A 20,140-nucleotide genomic window follows, 5' to 3' on the forward strand; every position below is an offset into this window, starting at 1 on the left:
ATAATCTTTAGAGAAATAAATATTGGCTATCAGTCGTTTTCATTGCATTTTAATAAGGCAGCTAAAAAGGATTTATCTTCTTCAACAATAAAATTTAATTTATTTATATTTTGAATTAAATTGAATTTATTTTTGGTTAATTCATTAATAAATTGAAAACTTCTTAATAAGCTTAAAACTCTTTTTACAGAAGTTTTTGTATTATTTAGACCTTCTTTAGCACTCATATCACAAAAATCATTTATGCAGGTTGGAATTTTTTCTAAACAATTTCCAGTACTGAACATGGAAATAGATACACTACAATTTGATAAAGAAACGGAGTTGTCCCAACTTTGTGCTGTGTTTGTTATAGATATTCGTGTAGTTTCTGGAGTTATATTTTGATTATAAATTGTAACAATAGTTGTTAAAGTAATACTTTTTTCTAATTTAGGATTTAATAAATAAACAGCAATAGGTTTTTCTCTTAAATTTGAAGGTATGAATTCTTCATTTTTTTCAAAAACAGATTCATTTGAATTTTCAAATAAAATACGATTCCAAAGAATATCAACTGTTGAAATAAAAGGAATATTTTTAAATACTGGATATTTATGATCGCAAGTAAATAAATTTGGATTTATTGCTTCTCCATTTTCACCTAAAACTTCACACATAGCTGCTGCATAAGGTAAATTTGTCATGCGACAAAGCTCATATAATGCTTCTGTGTGTCCAGCTCTTGCTAAAAGTCCACCATTCATGGCGCGCAATGGAAATACATGGCCAGGCGAAATAAAATCTTGAATTGTAGCTTGGGGATCTGCCATAAGTGAAATCGTATGAGCTCGATCTTTTGCAGAAATTCCGCTTGTTATCCCATGTTTTGCATCGACACTTAAAGTGAAGTTTGTATGAGAAATACCTCCTGGTAAATTTGGTGCTGTACCAATTCCAAGGCGATTTGCAATATCATGACTTAAGGAAACGCATAATAGTCCCTTAGCATGAGTAATCGCAAAATTTACATTTTGAGGGGTAGAACCTTTAGCATGAAAAACAAGATCAACCTCATTTTCTCTTAAGCCATCATCACCTACAAGAATAAGCTCTCCATTTTTGAAAGCTTGTAAACTTTTTTTTAGTCTTTCTTTTATTGAAAATAATTCTGAGATGTATTTTTCACTTAGTTCCACTTTTTAAGGGCTCCCTTCGTTAGGATTATCAAAAAAAAGACTTTATATTGTCATTTCAAATGATAATTTATCAATCCTTGCATTATCATAAGTTTTAGTTCAAATCATTAAATGTTTTCGTTGATTTTCTCTTTTAAGAAAGGAAATTCCATTGAGCGAATTAAACACAACGCATCTGCTTATTATTATACAGTTAGTTATTCTGGAAGGCTTATTGAGTTTTGACAATGCCCTTGCTTTAGCCGCATTAGTTCGAAAAAAATTAAAAGACCCTTTGCAAAGAAAACGAGCATTAGTTTGGGGGCTTTGGGGAGCTTATGTTTTTAGGGTAGGAATTATTTTTATTGGTGTATGGTTAATGCAATTTGAATGGGTAAAAGCATTAGCTGGTATTTATTTGGTGTATTTGGCAATTCATGAACTCTTTTTCCATAAAAAGAGTGCTGTTGATGAATCGGACTCTTCAAATGCGGTAATAGGTGCATCTTTACTTGTTAGTACAAGAACCTTTGTTATGGTTATTCTTCAAGTTGAATTAATGGATATTATGTTCTCTGTCGACTCCATTGCGGTTGCCTTAGCTATATCCGATGTAAAATGGGTACTTATTACAGGTGCCGTATTAGGTGTATTACTAATGAGAGTTGCGGCTCAATATTTTGTTTCGCTCATTGAAAAATTTCCAATTCTAGAAAAAACAGCATTTGTTCTTGTTGGTATTGCAGGATTAAATGTCATTTTAAAATTAAAAGATTTAAACCTTGGATTTACAACACTCACCATTGATAAAGCAATGCATGAAGAACTTTTTCTTGGTTTAATGCTTGGAATACTAGCTGGAGCTATGGTTTTAAATAAACTATTTCCTCATAAATTTAAGTCTTAAGCCATTTTTTTGGCGAAAATAAATTAGCTACAATTTAATATAAAACATAAAATTATTTTTAGAATATTTTTTATTTTAAGGAAATTTTATGTATCTATATAAAAATTATATATTTAAAATAATTTTATATTTTGTTTTTTTTATTTTAACCAAAAATGCTTATTCCGGAGAAAGAGATATTTTTATTGTTGAAAGCTACAGCCAGGAATATAAATGGGATCAAGACTATGTTAAAGAGATAAAAAAATATTTAGGTTTAGATTATAAAATTCAGATTTTTCAAATGAACACAAAAATTCTACCAAAAGATCAACATGAAAAAGTAGCTCAGTTTGCTTTTGAAAAAATATTAAAAGTAAAACCCATTTTGGTAATATTAGGAGACGATGCAGCCTTAAAATATTTGGGAACAAAATTAGAAGAAAAAAAAATAAAAACAGTTTATCTTGGAATAAATAATAATCCACAAGAATATTTTAATCAAAACCCAAATTATATAACAGGTGTTTTAGAACGTCCTTTAATACAATCAGCTGGAGAATATATTAAAGAATTAATTCCAAAAGCAAAAAAAGTTCTCATTTTATTTGATAATGATGTCACTTCAAATATAATTCAAAAAGAATTTTTGAGAAAAGAATCTTATATTTTAAAATCAGAAATAAAATTTGATTTTAAAATTGTATCTACATATTTAGATTGGCAAGAAAATATAATAAAAGCAGAACATAATTATGACGCTATTATTGTTGGTCTATTTTCTTCTTTAATAGACTCTAATAAAAAAAATGTTGATACAGAAGACGTGATTCATTGGTCGTCAGAAAATTCAAAAATCCCTGTTTTTGGTTTTTGGGACTTTAGTATAGGAAAAGAAAAAGCGATTGGAGGGCTCGTAACGACTGCAAAATCTCAAGGAAAAGCGGCTGCTGAGTTATCCTTTAAAATTCTTTCAAATAAAAACTTATTGCCAAGAACTTATAATCCAATTAATTTGCAAGAAGGCATTTTTATATTCAGTAAATCAGAATTAAAAAAGAAAAATCTAATTCTTCCACCTGAAATAGAAAAACAATCAAACTTGATTGATTAAAATAAAAGCGTTAGGATATAAAATGATTTTTAGTTTAAGGAAATTATTTAATGTCCCATAATATTCAAGTCTATATTGGCTATTTAGCAGCTTGTCTTACAACATTTTCTTTTTTACCCCAAGCTATAAAAACTATAAAATCAAAATGTACAAAAGGAATTTCCATTGTCATGTACTCTATGTTTACAACGGGAATATTTTTTTGGTTACTTTATGGATATCTAATAAATGATTTTATCATTATATTAGCAAATTTAATTACTTTTATTTTTGCATCTATAATATTATTTATTACTTTTGTTAATTATATAAAAAATAAGAGAGTGAATGGAATTTAATTTATTTAATTTGAAAGGAATTGAAATGGATTTAAAGTTAAGTGGTAAAAAAGCTCTTATTACGGGATCTACAACTGGAATTGGTTTTGCCATTGCACAAGCTTTATTAAATGAAGGTGTTTCGGTTATTATTAATGGTAGAACCGAAGAGCGTGTTGAAAAAGCGATTGAATCTTTATCCAAATCAAATCCATTTAAACAAAATATTCATGGAATTGCTGCCGATGTGGGATCCCTTGAAGGTACTGAAAAATTAATCCATCAAGTAAACGACCTTGATATTTTAGTAAATAATTTTGGTATATATTCGGCAAAAGAATTTGATCAAATTACGGATGAAGATTGGATTCGAATTATGAATCAAAATGTTTTATCTGGAATTCGATTAAGTAGAGCTTATTTATCTAAAATGAAGAAAAAAAATTGGGGAAGAATTATTTTTATTTCCAGTGAATCTGGTATTCATATTCCGTCTGAAATGATCCACTATGGAGTAACAAAAACAGCACAAATAGCTTTGGCTCGAGGACTTGCCGAAACAACTTCGGGAACAGGTGTAACTGTAAATTCTGTTTTACCAGGGCCTACTTGGTCTGAAGGAGTTGAAAAATATATTTCTGAACTCGCTACCCAAAATAATGTTTCTAATTCAGACATGGAAAAAACATTTTTTAAAGAATACCGATCTTCTTCTTTAATTCAAAGATTTGCTTCCGTTGAAGAGGTTGCTAATATGGTTACTTTTGTATGTAGTCCATTGGCTTCTGCGACAAATGGAGCTTCGTTAAGAGCTGAAGGCGGTATTTTAAGAGGGATTGTTTAAATTTGCTTTATGGTATGAATTTTTCTTAAAAAATTTAAAATCATTATCTATAAAATATGTTATTTTTTTGGATTGATAAAAAATATAATTTGTAAAAACAGGAGGTGAATACTTATTTTTACCTCCATTTTTTTTTACAAATAAAGCTTATTGCTATAAAAGAATTTATATGCATTTTTGTTTCTTTTCTCTGCTTTTTCTCAAAATTTATTGAACAAATTTTAAGGAAAATATTTTATGTTTAATAATATTGATCTTTATATTGGATATCTTGCAGCCATACTAACAACATTTTCATTTTTACCACAAGCAATAAAAACAATTAAAACAAAATGTACCAAAGGTATTTCTATTGTTATGTATTCCATGTTTACAATTGGGGTCTTTTTTTGGTTAGTATATGGAATTTTAATTAAAGATTATGTTATCATTTTTGCTGAGTCAATTACATTTCTTTTTGCTTTTATTATTTTATTCATTACTTTTATAGAATTTTATAAAGAAAATAGAAAGTAATTTGATTAAATGAAAGATGAATTATTTATCATTTTATTACTAAAATAAAATTCCCAGCGAATATTTATGGGTGTTTGCTTATTTACTTCGCCATAAATACAGTAACAAGCAAGGTAACTATTTTATTTATGAAAATAAATTTAAATTAAAATAAATTTGTACTAGGTTTGACGAGGTAGGAGACATGGCCTATCAAAAAGATACCGAGTAGACGGACTACTCGGTACTTTAGAAAGGAGTACGATGATGAAGCATCGGAAACTCCCTAAAATGGAATCTAGCACGGAATGCAAGCCATTTCAACTTAAATTGTCTAACCGCAAGTCTAAGTTGAAAATTGAGTGTAACACTCAAGGTCTTATAATCCTACTCGTTTTCCTGACAATAATGATCCTCGGTTGGAAAATTTTGTCATAGGGTTGGGTCGGCGAAAGCTGACCCTTTTCTGAAGAATTTTTTTGACAAGAGGAAAAAATTCCCTTCATTAGAAAAATAGAGAACAATAAAAACATTGGCTTTTCGATTGAGTATTCTTATAATAATAAAAAAGTATTTTACTTTCAAATACCAACAATTGCGCTTTATATCGCCCTTTTTTTATGCCTCATTCTATTCGCTTTGGTTTGGTTTAAGAAAAATAATTAATTTTAATCTATTAAAAAATGATGTTCAAGAAATGAGTGACCAAGGTTTTAATATATCGGAAATTTCAAAAAAATGAGGGCGCTCAAAAACAACATCGAGATCTTAATGAAATAAAAGTTGAGATCCTCTGTAATTTTTATCTCTATTCCCCAAACTCACTCTTATACCACTGCTGAAATAAATCTTCTGAACGACAGGCCATCAATTCTCTTTTCACCGATTTATCTATTTTTTTCATTTTTAAAACTTGTTCAGGGTGAGTGCTATATTTATTAATATCTTCTTTGCTTAATTGATTAAATAATCCCCAGTGAATATTCATGGGCGTAAACTTTTTTGCTTCGCCATAAATACAGTAACGGGCAAGGCAGCCGAGAGAAGTATTTGCTGGAGGGATCGTTAATTGTTTCTTTTTTGTTAACTTATTTCCAATTACGTGACCAATAAAAACACCCATAGCAGAACTTTCTAAATAGCCTTCAACGCCCCTAATTTGTCCTGCATGCTAAGAAATTTAAAAATTTATTGATATTTTGTAGAATATTGATTAAATCCATAAGGATTGTGTTATATGAATTTATAATTAAAGGTAGTTTTAATAATGAGTTATATGTTTAAAATAAAATGTAAAGATTTTTTATATAAAGATTTTATGAGTCATTTTAAAGATAGTAATGTGATTTGTAGAGAAGAAGAACTTGAATTACCATTATATTTTAAGAAATGGCCGTTTCATGAAGTTCATTTTTTTATCAGTGAAAATACCTGTCGTTCTGTTGAAATTTTAAAAATATGTGAGAAAAATTATAGTATTAAAATATTATCAGGATCTTCAAAGTTTGATTTTCAGTTAGCCTTTCAAATAATCAATTTTTTAATTACAAACTATGCTATTAAAAAAGAAGAAAAACCAATTATTTTTGAAAACCAAGAGAAATATTCTTTGCTAGACTTTAATAATAAATTTAATGAAAATTGGATTATGAGCTGCATTGAGACGGATTGTAATTTTCTTATGAATAAAGCATTAGAAGAAAAAGTGGAAGTGATAGGCTCTAGAAGAAGCATGTATTTGGGTAAATTTATGGTTGAAAAATTGAATCAATTTTCAAAAGATAACAATATATCTCTATCAGATGCCTATTATAGTCATATGAACTATTTACAAACTTTAGAAGAAAGAGATATTTTTTATGCTTCTCAATGGAACTATTATGGGAATCATTCTTTAGGTAACGTTTTAATTGCTATGTTACTTGTGGATGTCAATTTTATCTTGCCACCTTCAGAGTATGTTCTCATCCCACATGATGATGATTCTAAATCATTTTTAATTGAAAGAAAGAATTTAGTCCCTATATTAGAACGTTCTCAAGTTGATTTTTCTAAATTTGATGAAGAAAATATTCATGTTATACATATTCAATCATTTGATCAATTGATAGTTTATGCAGAAGAAAAAATTCCTTTTAATTTAAGAATAGAAAAGTAAAAATTAATTTATAATGATGCAATTTATTAATTAAATAATTTATGAATATCAACTTTACTACGATCGAAAAAATGATTTTTTCCTAAATGTTGCATGACTTTTTCTTCTTCGATTAAAGCTTCTTCTTTTTCCATTAATTTATGGGAAGGGTAACACATAACCAAATAACCTTCGTAAAATTTTTCAACTTTATATGTGCTTAGGGTTTTAAATTTTTCTTCTCCAATATAGTTAACTAGATCGCTTCCATAATAATTTATCCATGTTACTAAAGGTAATGTAATAATATTTGAGGTAATTAATTTTTTAACACTATTACCTGTCCATTTTTGAGAAGTAGCTCCTTCGGGGTATTTATAATGAAATTCATATTTTCTAATTGATGAATGTCTGCTTGAAAGATCTGCAAATTTAGTTCTAAAAATAGGTAATAAATTTTTATATAATTCAATAATATAGTCTTCTTTATACTTTAATGATATATAAATTTCAGTGCATATAGGGAAAAAGGCGCCCCGCTCAATATATTTCTGTATAAAAGTTCTTGTTGATAAACTTATATTATATTTAGGTTCGCTTTTTCTTTTGCCAAGATTAATATCACTCACCCATTTTTCTTTAAGAGCGTTAATCCCATCTCTTTCAACAATAACTTTATTTTTAGCTCCTTCGTAAGCTTGAAATTCTTCAGGGTGAAACTTTTTGTCTAAAGAAAACCATTTGTCAAAAACTTCGGCGCCAAATTCTTTAGTTTCATATGCTTCTTCATCAGTTATAAAGCCTATTGTTAAATAATTTCTTTCCATGATAAATCCTGTGTATAATTTTATTATTTTAAAAAGTTACTTATTATTCATAATAAGTAACTTTAAGTGTTTTTATTTATAAAATAATATTATTTAAATAACTCATGAATATCGACTTTACTGCGATCAAAAAAATGATGTTTTCCTAAATGTTGCATGACTTTTTCTTCTTCGATTAAAGCTTCTTCTTTTTCCATTAATTTATGGGAAGGGTAACACATGACCAAATAACCTTCGTAAAATTTTTCAACTTTATATGTGTTTAAGGTTTTAAATTTTTCTTCGCCAATATAGTTAACTAGTTCGCTTCCATAATAATTTATCCATGTTACTAAAGGTAATGTAATGAAATTGGTATTTAGGCATTTTGTAACTGTTGTTCCTGAAATTAATTGTGAAGACCCCCCATCTGGCTTTTCAAGAATAAATCTATATTTTTTTTCAATAGAATGATTTGTTGAAATATGGGCAAACTTTGTTTTTAAAATGGGTATAATAAATTTATTAAACTCAATAATATAGTCTTCTTTTTGATTGATGGGCATATAGAAACCAGTTCGAATAGGGAACATATCTCCTTTTTCTAATGATTTTTGCCAAGAAGGAAGATAGAAAAAAATAAAGTCATATTTTGGTTTATTTTTTCTTTTACCAAGAACAATATCATTCAGCCATTTTTCTTTAAGTACATTTATACCATCTCTCTCTAAAATAACTTTATTTTTTGAGCCTTCATAAGCTTTAAATTCTTCGGGATGAAACTTTTTGTCTAAAGCAAACCATTTGTAAAAAACCTCTGCTCCAAATTTTTTGGAACCAAATGTTTCATAGTCAGTAGATAATCGAATTGCTAAATAATTTCTTGTCATATGATAAAACCTTTAAATAATTTTTTTATTTTAAAAAGTTACTTATTATGAATCATAAGTAACTTTAAGTGTTTTAATTTATAAAATAATATTATTTAAATAGCTCATGAATATCAACTTTACTACGATCGAAAAAATGATGTTTTCCTAAATGTTGCATGACTTTTTCTTCTTCGATTAAAGCTTCTTCTTTTTCCATTAATTTATGGGAAGGGTAACACATGACCAAATAACCTTCGTAAAATTTTTCAACTTTATAAGTGTTTAAGGTTTTAAATTTTTCTTCGCCAATATAGTTAACTAGTTCGCTCCCGTAATAATTTATCCATGTTACTACAGGTAATGTAATAATATTTGTTGCAATTGATTTTGTAACACTATTGCCTGTCCATTTTTGAGAAGTAGCTCCTTCGGGGTATTTATAATGAAATGCATATTTTCTTATTAATGAATAATTGCTAGAAGTTTCAGCAAATTTTGTTTTAAAAATAGTTACTATATTTTTAAATAACTCAATTATATATTTTTCTTTTTGTTTTAAGCTCATATATATGCCAGTATAAATAGGAAAATTATATCCTTCTTCTTTATCTTTTTGTAAAGAAAAAAGCCAACTAAAAATTATATTGAACTTAGGTTCGCTTTTTCTTTTGCCAAGAATAATATCACTTACCCATTTTTCCTTAAGAAAGTTAATACCATCTCTTTCAACAATAACTTTATTTTTTGCTCCCTCATAAGCTTGAAATTCTTCAGGGTGAAACTTTTTGTCTAATGCAAACCATTTGTCAAAAACTTCGGCTCCAAATTCTTTAGTTTCATAGTGTTCATAATCTGTAAAAAAGCGTAGTGATAAATAATTTCTTTCCATAAGATAAATCCTTTGTATAATTTTATTATTTTAAAAAGTTACTTATTATTAAAAATAAGTAACTTTAAGTGTTTTAATTTATAAAATAATATTATTTAAATAGCTCATGAATATCAACTTTACTACGATCGAAAAAATGATGTTTTCCTAAATGTTGCATGACTTTTTCTTCTTCAATTAAAGCTTCTTCTTTTTCCATTAATTTATGAGAAGGGTAACACATGACCAAATAACCTTCGTAAAATTTTTCAACTTTATAAGTGTTTAAGGTTTTAAATTTTTCTTCGCCAATATAGTTAACTAGTTCTCTTCCATAATAATTTACCCATGTTACTAATGGTAATGTAATAATATTTGTTTCAATTGATTTTGTAACACCATTGCCGATGCTTATTTCACTGGAACAACCTTGCGGTTTATGATAAATAAATTTATATCTTTTTATATTAGAATGTCTAGTTGAAATATCTGCAAATTTAGTTTTGAATATAGGAATTAAATGTTTATAAAGTGTAATTATATAATTTTCTTTGTTTTTCAATGACATATATATATATGTAGAACTTGGGTAAATAATTCCTTTTTCTATGTCTTTTTTTACCGAAAAAAGATCACATAAACTTATACTATATTTAGGTTCCTTTATTCTTTTACCAAAAATAATACCATCAACCCATTTTTCTTTAAGAGCGTTAATACCATCTCTTTCAACAATAACTTTATTTTTTGCACCCTCATAAGCTTGAAATTCTTCAGGATGAAAATTTTTGTCTAGAGCAAACCATTTGTCAAAAACTTCGGCGCCAAATTCTTTAGTTTCATATGCTTCTTCATCGGTTATAAAGCCTATTGTTAAATAATTTCTTGTCATAATTAATCCTTTGTATAATTTTATTATTTTAAAAAGTTACTTATTAATCATAATAAGTAACTTTAAGTGTTTTAATTTATAAAATAATATTATTTAAATAGCTCATGAATATCGACTTTACTGCGATCAAAAAAATGATGCTTTCCTAAATGTTGCATGACTTTTTCTTCTTCTTCTAATGCTTCTTCAGTTTCCATTAATTTATGGGAAGGGTAACACATGACCAAATAACCTTCGTAAAATTTTTCAACTTTATATGTGTTTAAGGTTTTAAATTTTTCTTCGCCAATATAGTTAACTAGTTCGCTTCCATAATAATTTATCCATGTTACTAAAGGTAATGTAATAATATTTGTTGCAATTGATGTTCTGACTCCATGTCCCGTTAATCTTTGAGATGTAGCTCCTTTGGGGTATTTATAATGAAATTCATATTTTCTTATTAATGAATAATTGCTAGAAGTTTCAGCGAATTTCGTTTTAAAAATAGTTACTATATTTTTAAATAACTCAATTATATAATTTTCTTTTTGTTTTAAGCTCATATATATGCCAGTATAAATAGGAAAGTTAGATCCTTTTTCTATATCTTTTTGTACAGAAAAAAGCCAACTTAAACTTATTCTGTATTTAGGTTCGCTTTTTCTTTTGCCAAGAATAATATCACTCACCCATTTTTCCTTAAGAAAGTTAATACCATCTCTTTCAACAATAACTTTATTTTTTGCTCCCTCATAAGCTTGAAATTCTTCAGGGTGAAACTTTTTATCTAATGCAAACCATTTGTCAAAAACTTCGGCGCCAAATTCTTTAGTTTCATAGGGTTCATAATCTGTAAAAAAACGTAGTTTTAAATAATTTCTTTCCATAAGATAAATCCTGTGTATAATTTTATTATTTTAAAAAGTTACTTATTATTCATTATAAGTAACTTTAAGTGTTTTTATTAATAAAATAATATTATTTAAATAACTCATGAATATTGACTTTATTACGATCGAAAAAATGATGCTTACCTAAATGTTGCATGACTTTTTCTTCTTCGATAAAAGCTTCTTCTTTTTCCATTAATTTATGAGATGGGTAACACATGACCAAATAACCTTCGTAAAATTTTTCAACTTTATATGTGTTTAAGGTTTTAAATTTTTCTTCGCCAATATAGTTAACTAGTTCGCTTCCATAATAATTTATCCATGTAACTAATGGTAATGTAATAATATTTGTGGTAATTGATTTTTTAACACTATTACCTGTCCATTTTTGAGAAGTAGCTCCTTCGGGGTATTTATAATGAAATTCATATTTTCTAATTGACGAGTGATTGCTGGAAAGATCTGCAAACTTAGTTTTGAAAATAGGGATTAAATGTTTATAAAGTTCTATAATATAGCCTTCTTTTTGTCGCATACTCATATGTATACCAGTATAAATTGGAAAGTTATATCCTTTTTCTATATCTTTTTGCACAGAAAAAAGCCAACTAAAACTAACTTCATATTTAGGTTCGGTTTTTCTTTTGCCAAATATAATATCACTCACCCATTTTTCCTTAAGAGCGTTAATACCATCTCTTGAAACAATGGCTTTATTTTTTGCTCCCTCATAGGCTTGAAATTCTTCGGGGTGAAAAATTTGGTCTAAAGCAAACCATTTGTCAAAAACTTCGGCACCAAATTCTTTTGTCTCATATGGTTCATAATCTGTAAAAAAACGGAACGATAAGTGATTTCTTGACATTATTAATCCTTTGTATAATTTTTTTATTTTAAAAAGTTACTTATTATGAATCATAAGTAACTTTAAGTGTTTTAATTTATAAAATAATATTATTTAAATAATTCATGAATATCGACTTTACTACGATCGAAAAAATGATGTTTTCCTAAATGTTGCATGACTTTTTCTTCTTCGATTAAAGCTTCTTCTTTTTCCATTAATTTATGGGAAGGGTAACAAATTACTAAATATCCTTCGTAAAATTTTTCAACTTTATAAGTGTTTAAGGTTTTAAATTTTTCTTCGCCAATATAGTTAACTAGTTCGCTTCCATAATAATTTATCCATGTTACTAAAGGTAATGTTATTATATTTGTTGCAATTGATTTTGTAACACCATGTCCGGTCTTTCTTTGGGACGTAGCTCCTTCAGGGTATTTATAATGAAATTCATATTTTCTTTTTAACGAATAATTGCTAGAAGTCTCAGCAAATTTTGTTTTAAAAATAGGGACTAAATTTTTAAATAACTCAATTATATAAATTTCTTTTTGTTTTAAACTCATATATATGGCAGTATAAATAGGAAAGTTATATCCTTCTTCGATGTCTTTTTTCACAGAAAAAAGCCAACTAAAATTGATTTCATATTTAGGTTCGCTTTTTCTTTTGCCAAGAATAATATCACTCACCCATTTTTCCTTAAGAGCATTAATACCATCTCTTTCAACAATAACTTTATTTTTTGCACCCTCATAAGCTTGAAATTCTTCAGGGTGAAACTTTTTGTCTAATGCAAACCATTTGTCAAAAACTTCGGCACCAAATTCTTTAGTTTCATAGGGTTCATAATCTGTAAAAAAACGTAGTGATAAATAGTTTCTTGTCATAATTAATCCTTAATATAATTTATTTTTTATCAGTCCCAGTATCTGGTTTTTTACTATCGCTACTTGCCCCAGTATTTGAATTATCATTTGGTTTATTGTCTTTTGAAGGTTTGTTTGGTGATTCTTTTCCTTCCGATTTACAAGGATTATTTGACTCTTTCTTATTTTGAAAGTTTTCACGAGTCACTTTTAATCCTGATTTAGGATCACTATCTAGTTTATCTAATTTACTAGAAATCTTTGTTCTTTCATCAACGACGACTTCTAATGTTTTACCATTTGCTTTAGCAGCTTCCAATTCTCTTCGAAGTTGAGCAGTCCATCCTTGTTTATTTACATTTTTTATTTCTATAAATTTACTAGGTGTAACAAAGTCAGGAATCGTGTTTCCAATTGAAGTTTGATACGTTTTTGTGTTTTTCGTTAAATTATATTTTGCTGCATATTGTTCTTCCGCACTTCTTCCTTTTGCTTGGTTGCTTCTTAGGTCAAAATTTGGCGCGCATTTATCCACTTTAGACGCAGAATTAGTTAAAGATACCGCTTTCTTTTGAGTATCAATATTATTTGTTGTTTGTCCTTGCATAGAAATGGAGACAGAAGCAGTCGTACCAATATTTGCTGTATTTTGAATACTTGCCGATTGTATTTTAACCGGAATATTTGAAGCAATATGTCCTGCAGTTGCAACAACAGTGGCTGCTTGAACAACACGCTGTACGGCCATGGCTGTTTGGACGAAGCGGACTACATGAACAGTCCCAACAAAAACTCCATAAACAACAAGAGGAGCAATTTTTCCAGATGGGTCATTAAATTGTACGGGATTATTTAATGCGTATTGAAATAAATTTTGCTCAATAGGTGAACTTAAAATTGTGGAAAAATTTTGAGCAACATGAATATCAGGTGAAATCCATTGTCCCCTTGCAGGGTCAAATGTTCGAACTCCCATAGTACTCAAACCTGTAGAGTGTGAAAATTTACCTGTGGCAAAAATAGTAGAGTTTCTCATTCCTTTTTTATCAGAATCATCATTTTGATTTATGGATTCAAATGATTTTATATTCCAATCGTCTCGCATATTGCTTTGGCTATTTACATATAAAGAAACATCTGCTCTTTTATTATTTGTTTTAAAATCAGATAAAATAGAGTTTCCTATTAAGGGAATGCCTTTAGATAAACCATAAGGTTCTGTTGTGTTACGTTCTACTACCTTCTGTGTATCTATATCTATAACCTGTGAAATAGAAGAAACTTGATCTTTAATGACAAGTTCTTTTCTTGTTTGCATATGAGTATCAGATATAGTTGTTGGGTTTAGCGCATTTAAAGTAGGGTAGCGGGTAATGAGCCTAAGAGATGTAAAGGCTCCTATATTAATATTAAAATGAATTTCATCTCTTTCAAATGAAATACCTTGTGCTGCATAAACACTTCTAGGAAGTTTTGTGGTTTTAAATTTATCTTGAGTTTCGTTAGTATCATTAAAAAACTCAATCCCATCTAATTCTGCTAACGTACCGCCGTTTTCATCGCTAATTTTAAAATTTATGAGATCATTTTGAATAAATTGATCTTCTTTATTCATAATTCCTTCATAAGTACCAGCTATTAAACCTCTGCCATTCCATTCATATTTTTGCATTGGAATTTCATTTTTATTTTTCCAAGATATATTTTTATTTTGTTCTCCAAAAACAGATAAAGAAGGAATAACACCAATATTTCTAAAACCTAAATTATCAGATTGAAATTTTAAATTTGCAGATTCAAATCCATCGCTAGAATGAACATCACTTAAAACACCTATTTGTCCTGAGCTTGAATAAGAATAAGAATCATTTAAACTTCCTGCAGATTTTGAAATTCTATTTTTAACAAAATTTCCAGAACGAGAAATTTTTTGAATTCTTCCACTTAAGGAATATTCATAATCAATTTGTCCCCAAGAGTTTTCGTTTATTCCTTGAGCTCGTATGAGTCTTCCCTGAATATCGTAACTAAAATTTGTATCGGCAGACAAAATTGAATTTTGTTTATTAAATTTAGAAAGATCTCTTACAGAAACAGGGTATAAATCTTCATCATATTCAATTTTATTGTGAAATAGACCTTGTGACACTTGAGATACGTTATCATCACAAATATCAAAAGAGGACATTTGTGAATTTCCAACCCACATTGATAAAGGAACTTCTTTTCTATGATGCCAACAAGACTTAACAAGTAAATTATTAGAAAGTTGAACAGATTTAATATACCCTTCAGAATCAATTTCGACTTTTTCTAAAGGAACAGACTGCGCAACGCCATTTTGTAAAAAACTAAGTTGCGAAATTTTATTTGTTCCTGACTCATAGGAAACACTATAACCCGTAAAGTAATTTGTTTTTAATTTATTTAAGTTTTCACGACTAAAACCACCACGGGATTTTAATTGAACTAAATTAGAAGATAAATCAAAAACACGTTCAACTTGGTAAACACCTATACTTTTTTTATCGTTTTGGGTTTTGCCTACAAATATTTCTAAATCTTCATTTGCAACTAAACCAATTCTATTATGTGATAATTTTTTTATACTTTCGCTATAACCAATATTATGTTGGGAACTTATTTTAATTTCAATCGGAAGACCTAAATCTTCATTTCGAGTTTGATTTGCTAAAGTTCCAAATGTATATGAAATTAATTCAACAGAATTTGTATTAGAATTTCTATTATAACTTTTAAATTCTTCTTGTTTCACTTTTCCAGTATTTGAATAAGTGATGGCTTTGCTTAATTTAGCTGAAGTTAAAATATTACAATCTTCAATATTTGTTCCAACCGGGCAAATTAAATTTTGATTGAGTCTTCCATAATTGTCATAAAAGAAACGAGAAACCCCTAATCCATTATGGTTTTGAAATTCAACTAAATTATTATGTCCAAAAGATTGGCTTGCTAGTAAGTTATCATTATTAGATATTTCTTTAATTCTACCAAAAGCATCATAGCTAATATTACTTATTAATGTTTTATCTGTAATGCTACTTTGGGAATTTAGTCCTAATTGTTTTTGAATAACTTGACCAATGGAGTTATAGATATTTCGATTTTTTCTGCCGGCTGGGGTGATTAATTCATCATAATCAACACCATCAATATGTTTAATTTCTAAACCATCTGCAAAAATTTCAGATTTAATTCCACCATCTGCATAATATTGATATATTGTTCTTAATTTAAAAGAATCTTGTGAAGGTAAATTATTATTTATAATGTCCGCATGACTAATTTCTAAATTTAAAAACTCTTTATAAATGTTTCCTAAGCTGTTGTATTTAGACTTATTAGATATAGAATACATTCCCTTGTTTGTTTTAACTGCGGAATATAAACTTTCATCATCACCAGTAAGCCATAATTTAGAAACAAGCTCTAAATTTTCGTCATTATGATTTCTTTTATATGCTATAATATGCCCAGGAATGAATTTATGATTTTTAAATTTTCCTAAAACACCTTCATGATAAGAATAAGCATTGGGGTTTTTATCTAAATTAACATCAAATTGATTTAGATTTTCTATTTCTGCATCAAACGAATTTGAGTTTGTAAATGTTATTTCAGGAAATTGATATTCATATTTTTCAGTAACATATGTTTTTAAATCGGAACTAACCAATGAAGTATTTGGCGAGTCATCTTCTGAATTGTTGTTTGCAGAAAATATTTTTTTTAACCAGTTTAAAAAGATATCCCAATAATCTTGAACAATGTGAATTACTTTTAAAGGAACAGTACCGCTATGATTTGTACTAATTTGAGTAACTCTTCCAAAGGAATCGTATTCATAAGCTGAAATATTTCCTCGGTTTGATTCAACTTTTTTTATGTACCCAAGTTCATCATATATGGCAATGGATTTTATGTTATCATGATCAAGAATTGAGCTTAAATTATTATTATTATTTTCCCACTCAAACTCGGAAAACTCGCCAGAACCTTTTTTAATTTTTTTAATGCGCCCAAATTGGTCATAACTGACATTGGCTTGAAGTGTTAATTGTCCGTCTTGGTTACTTAGCCATTCTTCTAATGGATTGCCGGTTAAGAGATCGTAAACAATTTTTTTCGAAATAGATTTTACATTTCCTAGTGAAGAAGTTTTTTGCTCAAATTCAACTTGATCGCAAAATATATTTAAATTTTCTGGATGTGTTAATGGACAAAAATAACTAAAATTTACAACTTTTTCATCTCCCATTAATTCCGTTGGATTCGATGTAACAGTCGATAAAATTCTTCCTTTTTCATCAAAATAATTTGTTACTTTTCCATAAATTTTTTGTAAATTTAAATAATTATCCCCTTTTTTTTCACTTTCTACCATTTTATTAACAATAAAAGCCAATTCTGGTTTTTCAGAAGCTAATTTTAAATTTTCGGGGTAATCATGACTTTGAAATAATTTTAATTCAAATTTTGTGAAGGTTTCAGTATAGATTTCTTTTGTGTTTAAAAGACCAGTTGCAAAAGAAATAGAATCATTTGTAGCACCCGATTTACTGTAATAAGAAAACCCTGCTAAATCGGTGCACCATTGAGTATTTTCAGCAGTTAATGAAGGGTTTAAACATTGATTCAGCATTTCATGCTGAATCACATTTTTTTCAGATTGTAAGCGATAATCAACAAATCCAGAGAATTTTTCTACTTCACTTAAACGGACACCTGATAAAAATCTTTTTTCTTGTAAGGTACCTAATTGCGTTTCATCACCAACATTTTGTTTTCTTACCAATGAAAAACCTAAATACTTATTTAAGTAACTATCAAATCTAGGCAAGCGATAAGCATAGCGTGTCATTCTTGTGGGGTTAATCCCATCTGAAAAGCCAATTTGTTTTAGTAAAGGTAAGACTACGGGCATGATAGGTTGTTGCATTTCAAGTTGTTTAACTTCAGCATTTTGTTCTGTTGTAATTGCTTCTTGGTTTTCTAAGACGGAAGATGTGTAGTTAAAACTTAAAAATCTACCATCTGCGCTAACCACTGAGTGTAAATGATTTGGAAAAGAGCGGCTCGCAAGTTCAATAATTGCGTTACCATGTGTCGCAGGTGTGGCAGCAAAAATTTGTTGCTTGCCAGTTCCTGTTAACTGTACAACAGCAGCATATTCAGGGTTAAATTTTTTAATATTTTCAATGTATAATTCAGTTAAGGGTTTTCCTAAACCGTGATTAATTAAAAAACGGCTGTGTTTAAAATTAATACTTGGTAAGCCAGTACCAGTAAAATCACCAATAAGCATTTTTGAAGCTTTGATACCACCAAGGTAACGGTATAGCCCTAAGTTTACTTTTTCAAAAAAGCTACTTTGATTTTCACCTTTTGCAAAATTTCCTGTATTAAGTAATAAGTAAATACTATTTCCATGATTAACAAGCAAATCAGAAAGTCCATCGGCATTCCAATCAATAATTGCGTAGTCATCTTGGAGAGTTGATTGCAAGTTATAATCTAATTTAACTTTTAATCTTTTTGCGATTATTTCGTAACGATTTTCTTTTGCATCAACTAATTTTATTCCTTTATTTATTAAAATAAATGCATTTTTATTACCGATACAAATAAAATCACTGCGCCCTTGTCCAGTTAAATTTAAAGTTTTCCACTTTCTAGGATCTAACCCACATTGTCTGAGAAAATCAAAGTCATCGCGACTGAGTCGCGCATAACGTTTAAAAATCAATTCGCCTTTTTCATTAAATTTTCGGTCATTTAATAAAATAACAGGATTGGCGCCATTGGAACTATAAATATCTGTGGTACCAGTTCCCATTAAGTCCACAAACTGTAAATCTTTTAAATTTTTACTATATTGAGCATATGCTTCTAGTCTTACTTTTATTTTTTGGGTAGTTACCAGCCCACCATTTGGTTCTGCGGCAAATACTTTAGTGGGATCAAATGAAGTTAACCAAAATGAATCACTGCCAGCATGAAATAACATTTGTGATTTACCTGTGCTTAGTAAATCTGCAAATTTAAAATAGTTGTCAGAAAAGCTTGGAAAAGATCGATCAAACTTTTCATTTACACTGCTTAATTCATTACTAATAGTTGAGTTACTTCCTCGATAGCTAAAAATTGTTTTTGGATAGGTACTCTTCCCATCACTGCCTAATTCTTGCATTGAATAAAGTCTAGAAAAGGCGAATTTAGAAGAATTTTCATATTGAAAAACATATTTGTGTAATAAATGTGTATTTTTTAACACAGAAATTTCAGAAACTCTGCCAAATAAAATTTGTGGAATGCCGCCGTAAAAATGTAAATTTTTAAAGCTATTTTCTTGATATTGAATTTGCAGCTCAACATCATCAGAGTAAATTCTTTTTAACATTGGCTTTGCATACAAATTTGGAATATTTGTATTGCTTAAACCAAATTCAGTAGGTTGACCTGTTGGCTTTTCGTATTCATAAAATATTTCTTGCTTACCACGAAAAGTAGAGTGTTTACTTATTAACCATTCAATAGCCTCTCCACTCGCAGTCATACTGATAGATTCTGAAGTCAAACCAAAATGAAAAATATCTCCTGTAGATTTATAAAAAACAAATCCATTTTCATGGCATTTTAATATATCTCTTCCTGAATTTAAAGAAGTCATCCAAACACCAGGAGACTGCGGAATTAATTTTGTCCCATTGATATATAAATTGTCTGCCATGGACTGCGTACATAAATTACGGGTTAAAAATTGTGTTTGTCCTCTTTTTAAATCTAAAGAAACTTTCATTAAGGAAAAATTCCAAAACGCTCCAGCATCACCATAAGCATGCGTTGGTGAGTAATTTAAACTTAAATTCATGCTTAATTGTTTTAATGCAGGTGCCGCAATAGGAATGCTATAACCAACTTCTCCTAAATCACTAACGCTCCAATCTAAATGCCTCGCACCAAAAGTACCAGGAGCGGATGGTTTTGATAGTGTTGGTGCTGAAAAAACTTCAGCAAATGCTACATTTGAATATAAATGTGAGAATAAAATAAGAATAATAAATTTAATATAATTATTTAATTTTTGCATATTCGTCCTTGAAATTAAAAAAAGCCCTTTCTGTTAAAAGGGCGTGTATCGTT

16 protein-coding genes are annotated in these 20,140 nt (G+C 28.6%); 6 read left to right on the forward strand and 10 right to left on the reverse strand.

Features of this window, described 5'->3' with window-relative positions; all coding sequences use genetic code 11:
• Window positions 1–29 precede the first annotated feature (29 nt).
• A complete protein-coding gene (locus GCL60_RS12740) occupies window positions 30–1,178 on the reverse strand; it encodes a 3,4-dihydroxy-2-butanone-4-phosphate synthase (protein ID WP_153421045.1) in 1,149 nt (382 codons plus the stop codon).
• A 151-nt stretch (window positions 1,179–1,329) separates the two neighbouring features.
• Here GCL60_RS12740 and GCL60_RS12745 point away from each other — a divergent pair, with 151 nt between their 5' ends.
• The 5 genes from GCL60_RS12745 to GCL60_RS12765 all read left to right on the forward strand — a co-directional run bounded on the left by GCL60_RS12745 (window position 1,330) and on the right by GCL60_RS12765 (window position 4,834).
• Window positions 1,330–2,064, forward strand: a complete 735-nt coding sequence (locus tag GCL60_RS12745; protein WP_161998204.1) for a TerC family protein — start codon at window positions 1,330–1,332, stop codon at window positions 2,062–2,064.
• A gap of 88 nt (window positions 2,065–2,152) precedes the next feature.
• Window positions 2,153–3,157, forward strand: coding sequence for an ABC transporter substrate-binding protein (locus tag GCL60_RS12750; protein ID WP_153421047.1), 1,005 nt, complete (start codon window positions 2,153–2,155; stop codon window positions 3,155–3,157).
• A 50-nt stretch (window positions 3,158–3,207) separates the two neighbouring features.
• The gene (locus tag GCL60_RS12755; RefSeq protein ID WP_153421048.1) at window positions 3,208–3,495 is read left to right on the forward strand and encodes a SemiSWEET transporter; all 288 of its coding nucleotides are present in this window, start codon (window positions 3,208–3,210) and stop codon (window positions 3,493–3,495) included.
• A gap of 25 nt (window positions 3,496–3,520) precedes the next feature.
• Window positions 3,521–4,318 carry an SDR family NAD(P)-dependent oxidoreductase gene (locus GCL60_RS12760; protein ID WP_153421179.1) on the forward strand — a complete coding sequence of 266 codons (798 nt, stop codon included), beginning with the start codon at window positions 3,521–3,523 and terminating at the stop codon, window positions 4,316–4,318.
• 237 nt (window positions 4,319–4,555) lie between these two features.
• Complete coding sequence (locus GCL60_RS12765) at window positions 4,556–4,834, forward strand: SemiSWEET transporter (protein ID WP_153421049.1); 279 nt, start codon at window positions 4,556–4,558, stop codon at window positions 4,832–4,834.
• Between the two features lie 787 nt (window positions 4,835–5,621).
• Here GCL60_RS12765 and GCL60_RS12770 read toward each other — a convergent pair.
• The gene (locus tag GCL60_RS12770; protein WP_153421050.1) at window positions 5,622–5,972 is read right to left on the reverse strand and encodes a Rossmann-fold NAD(P)-binding domain-containing protein; all 351 of its coding nucleotides are present in this window, start codon (window positions 5,970–5,972) and stop codon (window positions 5,622–5,624) included.
• A 108-nt stretch (window positions 5,973–6,080) separates the two neighbouring features.
• Here GCL60_RS12770 and GCL60_RS12775 point away from each other — a divergent pair, with 108 nt between their 5' ends.
• Complete coding sequence (locus GCL60_RS12775) at window positions 6,081–6,971, forward strand: hypothetical protein (RefSeq protein ID WP_153421051.1); 891 nt, start codon at window positions 6,081–6,083, stop codon at window positions 6,969–6,971.
• 26 nt (window positions 6,972–6,997) lie between these two features.
• On the opposite strand, the gene GCL60_RS12780 is transcribed toward GCL60_RS12775, so the two are convergent.
• From GCL60_RS12780 to GCL60_RS12815, 8 genes are all read right to left on the reverse strand, one after another.
• Window positions 6,998–7,777 (reverse strand): hypothetical protein, encoded by a 780-nt coding sequence (locus GCL60_RS12780; RefSeq protein ID WP_153421052.1) that lies wholly within the window; start codon window positions 7,775–7,777, stop codon window positions 6,998–7,000.
• 89 nt (window positions 7,778–7,866) lie between these two features.
• Window positions 7,867–8,646 carry a hypothetical protein gene (locus tag GCL60_RS12785; RefSeq protein ID WP_153421053.1) on the reverse strand — a complete coding sequence of 260 codons (780 nt, stop codon included), beginning with the start codon at window positions 8,644–8,646 and terminating at the stop codon, window positions 7,867–7,869.
• A 91-nt stretch (window positions 8,647–8,737) separates the two neighbouring features.
• A complete protein-coding gene (locus GCL60_RS12790; RefSeq protein ID WP_153421054.1) occupies window positions 8,738–9,517 on the reverse strand; it encodes a hypothetical protein in 780 nt (259 codons plus the stop codon).
• Window positions 9,518–9,608: 91 nt separating this feature from the next.
• Window positions 9,609–10,388, reverse strand: coding sequence for a hypothetical protein (locus GCL60_RS12795; protein WP_153421055.1), 780 nt, complete (start codon window positions 10,386–10,388; stop codon window positions 9,609–9,611).
• A gap of 89 nt (window positions 10,389–10,477) precedes the next feature.
• On the reverse strand, window positions 10,478–11,257 hold the full coding sequence (locus GCL60_RS12800; RefSeq protein ID WP_153421056.1) for a hypothetical protein: 780 nt from the start codon (window positions 11,255–11,257) through the stop codon (window positions 10,478–10,480).
• A gap of 91 nt (window positions 11,258–11,348) precedes the next feature.
• Window positions 11,349–12,128, reverse strand: a complete 780-nt coding sequence (locus GCL60_RS12805) for a hypothetical protein (RefSeq protein ID WP_153421057.1) — start codon at window positions 12,126–12,128, stop codon at window positions 11,349–11,351.
• An 89-nt stretch (window positions 12,129–12,217) separates the two neighbouring features.
• A complete protein-coding gene (locus GCL60_RS12810) occupies window positions 12,218–12,997 on the reverse strand; it encodes a hypothetical protein (protein WP_153421058.1) in 780 nt (259 codons plus the stop codon).
• Window positions 12,998–13,016: 19 nt separating this feature from the next.
• Complete coding sequence (locus tag GCL60_RS12815) at window positions 13,017–20,087, reverse strand: RHS repeat-associated core domain-containing protein (RefSeq protein ID WP_153421059.1); 7,071 nt, start codon at window positions 20,085–20,087, stop codon at window positions 13,017–13,019.
• Between the last annotated feature and the right edge of the window lie 53 nt (window positions 20,088–20,140).

Origin of the sequence: Silvanigrella paludirubra, assembly GCF_009208775.1 — a bacterium.
In the GTDB taxonomy this organism is placed as follows: domain Bacteria; phylum Bdellovibrionota_B; class Oligoflexia; order Silvanigrellales; family Silvanigrellaceae; genus Silvanigrella; species Silvanigrella paludirubra.